Source organism: uncultured Roseobacter sp. (assembly GCF_947501835.1).
In the GTDB taxonomy this organism is placed as follows: domain Bacteria; phylum Pseudomonadota; class Alphaproteobacteria; order Rhodobacterales; family Rhodobacteraceae; genus Roseobacter.
The window spans coordinates 1-2,847 of record NZ_CANMXR010000048.1 but is presented as its reverse complement, the minus strand read 5'-3'; the positions used below and the strand labels follow the sequence as shown (position 1 = coordinate 2,847).

Here is a 2,847-nt window from a genome sequence, read left to right as displayed (position 1 = left end):
CAAATCCGCCGCATAACCAGATGAACAAGGCCCTCTCTTAGATCGGGCGGCCACCTGTTCCAAAAAACCTGACGACGAACAGCTAAAGCCGACCTTCAAGTAAAGCAGGGCAATGTCTCTGGTGCGGGACAAAGTGTGCTTTCGCTGCAGATGCTCCTAGGTCCGGTTTTGCAGATTTAACACTTCATACAAGAACGGTTAAGTCTTGCGAGGATAGCACAACAACCACCACTGATTTTATTGAAAAAAATCTAGCGGCCAACAGCAAGGAAATTCAACTGAGCAGTCCATAGTGTTGGTTGCCATCCAAGAGCTTTTCCGAAAAAAACCTGTAGATGTCAGCACCAAGTCGGCTCAATCACTATCCGCCATATCCATGAGTTTCTTGCGAAGCCTTCATCGCATCAATGAAGCAGGCATTAATCTTCGCTACGCCGTCTGTATCGCCATCACTGAAGTAGCGGCTTATGTCGGGAGCGGAACGGGCTAAGTCACCTTCAATTCTGGCACTGGACCAGTACAACCTGTTTGGGATCAGACTTTGAACCGGACTACGCAATCCAAATGGCCCAACGCCCCAAAGCAACGTCATGCCAACCACCGTACATTCACCTGCGCTAGATGTGCATTTCTTTTGGCAAAACTCATACATAGGGGTCCACGATTCGACCTGACCACTTAGTTTTACAACCTCTGCAAGCCTCTCCTTACTATCCAGTAACTCTCTCGGGCCGGGCGAAAACCACGCTAGTTCGGAAACGTTTAAACTCCCATTTTGTGCCAATCGTTGGGGAATTCGCGCGGACCCAGTATATCGGCCATATTCATCGCTGTAAGCTAAGTTTAGCAAATGGATTAAAACACTTGCAGCCTCATCGGGAAGCTGATCTTCAATGCCAATGAGGGCATCTGTTAGCTCTATAGCCTCGTTAGTGGAATTCACTGAACGGGCGGCAATCAGAGCGGTTTGTATTTCACCCAGTTCAATCAAAGCGACGATTGCGGCGGCCTTCTCACCGACCTTTGTCGACTGCAATAATGCGGTCGCAAGAGGTTCTTTTCCTTCTGCTTCTGTAAGCCACGATTTTCCAGAGAGACCTTTAGGAATTCGTAGTAAAGCGATACGTTCTTTGTGAGGCAAGTCAGCAGTCACGTGTGCATGCATGTTGCCACGCGTGGCTATACTCGCGAGCAGGATTTGAGCTGCTATATTTCCTTCACGTGAAAGTTTCGCGAGGCTTTCCAACGCAAGCAAGTCTCTTCCTTCAAGCCATTCCTCGACGGCCAAGGAAAACTGCGGCGCGGTCTGGCCTTCAACTTTTCTGCTTTCCGCGGCGGCCGGATTAGCAATAAATAAACAGAGAAAACTAGTAGCTACCAATGATGTTAGCCGCATATTGCCTCACTCAATGTTGGTCAGAAGAAATCCTATCAACCAATTGACAACAAGCAAGACGAGGCTTCATGCATCGCCTTTCTTGATCTCAATAATTCGTACGAACGCCCTGCAAAAATGAAATGAAATTTCTAAAAGTGGCAAACAGCCGGCTTCGGTTTTCGCCACAGTGGACATTCAAACGGCACGCTATATTGAACACATTGGGCTCTGAGGCGACATCTGAAGGTTTCGGTCGGTTGACGGGTGTCAGCCCAAACCAGACCTTGGATGTGGACGTCCTATGACAGGTCAGCAGACGCGGAAGTCGCGCCATGTCGGGCACTCCGTGAGGAGAATCTTACTTTGCTTCTCGCAGTTCGGGTGGCTCCAGAAGGAGGAGCCGGACTCCGATCGCGACGATGAGCAGGCCGGCAATGCGCTCCAACGCGATGCGCGCGCGTCGTGAGCGACGCAGGACGGCACCGACAGTTCCCGAGAATGTAGCCAGTGTCACCTCCACCAGGAAGGCGACGACGCGCATCACCAGGCCAAGGACTACAAACTGGACAGCGACCGATCCTGCCGTGGGGTCCACGAACTGGGGCAGGAAGGCGAGCATGAACGCGTGTCCCTTTGGATTAACGAGGCTCGCCACGAACCCCTCGCGCAACGCCTCGCCCCGAGAGACTGCTGCGGAGCCGTCGCCAGCAGGGTCGGGTACCGGGCCAAAGAGCATCTTCGCGCCTCTCCAGATGAGATAAGCGCCGCCTGCGTAGCGGATCAAGTCGAATAGGACGGGGTTCTCTGCGATCAGGGTTGCAAGGCCGAGAGCTAGGAGCGGCACCTGCACAACGCCAGCGAGAAGAAAGCCAAGCGCGGTAAAGATCGCTGCCACGCGGCATTGCGCGAGCCCGCGTCCTAAGATCAGAAAGAGGTCAGGGCCTGGCGTTAGCGCCAGGACGACGACGGCGAGGGAGAAGGCGGACAGGGTAATCGGATCGATAGGCATGAAGATATCAAAGCACATCGCTTTGGGCCTGGCGAGCCAGATTTATACAGCGTCGTGTTAGCAACACCCGGCTGAAGCGGATCTTCGGGCTACCGCAGCGAAAGTTCACTTCTCTAATCTGGCGTTTGGGTCAAATTCATTTCATCGTTTTGTTTCCGTGCTTTGGGATCGTTGTCCTTCATCCGGGTCACACTTCTCTTCACAGTCATTGGTGGCCCGGTGCGGCTGGGCCGCTGCACGCATGTGTCGGATTGGACGTGGAGCGCCCCGCTTTGGAGATGCGGCCAGGGTTGTCTGTTTCGCCAGACTGATATCTTCGAGGTGTAAGCCCGAAGTGCGCAGCCACTGTCCGAGAGTTGGTAAACCGCTTCGGATCATCAACGGCGCCGCTGCCGAGACTGCGGCGGCGTTGCCATTTTTTCTGACAGCGCGCGCAGAAAATTACCTTTGGGGTCGGCCC

The 2,847-nt window shown here is 53.4% G+C and carries 2 protein-coding genes and 1 pseudogene; all 3 read right to left on the bottom strand.

Features of this window, described 5'->3' with window-relative positions; genetic code table 11:
- Positions 1 to 361: 361 nt before the first annotated feature.
- The gene (locus tag Q1A20_RS26005) at positions 362 to 1,396 is read right to left on the bottom strand and encodes a hypothetical protein (RefSeq protein WP_299401853.1); all 1,035 of its coding nucleotides are present in this window, start codon (positions 1,394 to 1,396) and stop codon (positions 362 to 364) included.
- Between the two features lie 340 nt (positions 1,397 to 1,736).
- Positions 1,737 to 2,405, bottom strand: coding sequence for a LysE family translocator (locus tag Q1A20_RS26000; protein ID WP_299409119.1), 669 nt, complete (start codon positions 2,403 to 2,405; stop codon positions 1,737 to 1,739).
- Positions 2,406 to 2,652: 247 nt separating this feature from the next.
- Positions 2,653 to 2,847: pseudogene (locus Q1A20_RS25995) on the bottom strand (transposase); the annotation flags it as partial.

Coding starts and splice junctions, on each gene's coding strand:
- Q1A20_RS26005 (WP_299401853.1), bottom strand. CDS start 1,396: ATGCGGCTAACATCATTGGTAGCTACTAGTTTTCTCTGTTTATTTATT.
- Q1A20_RS26000 (WP_299409119.1), bottom strand. CDS start 2,405: ATGTGCTTTGATATCTTCATGCCTATCGATCCGATTACCCTGTCCGCC.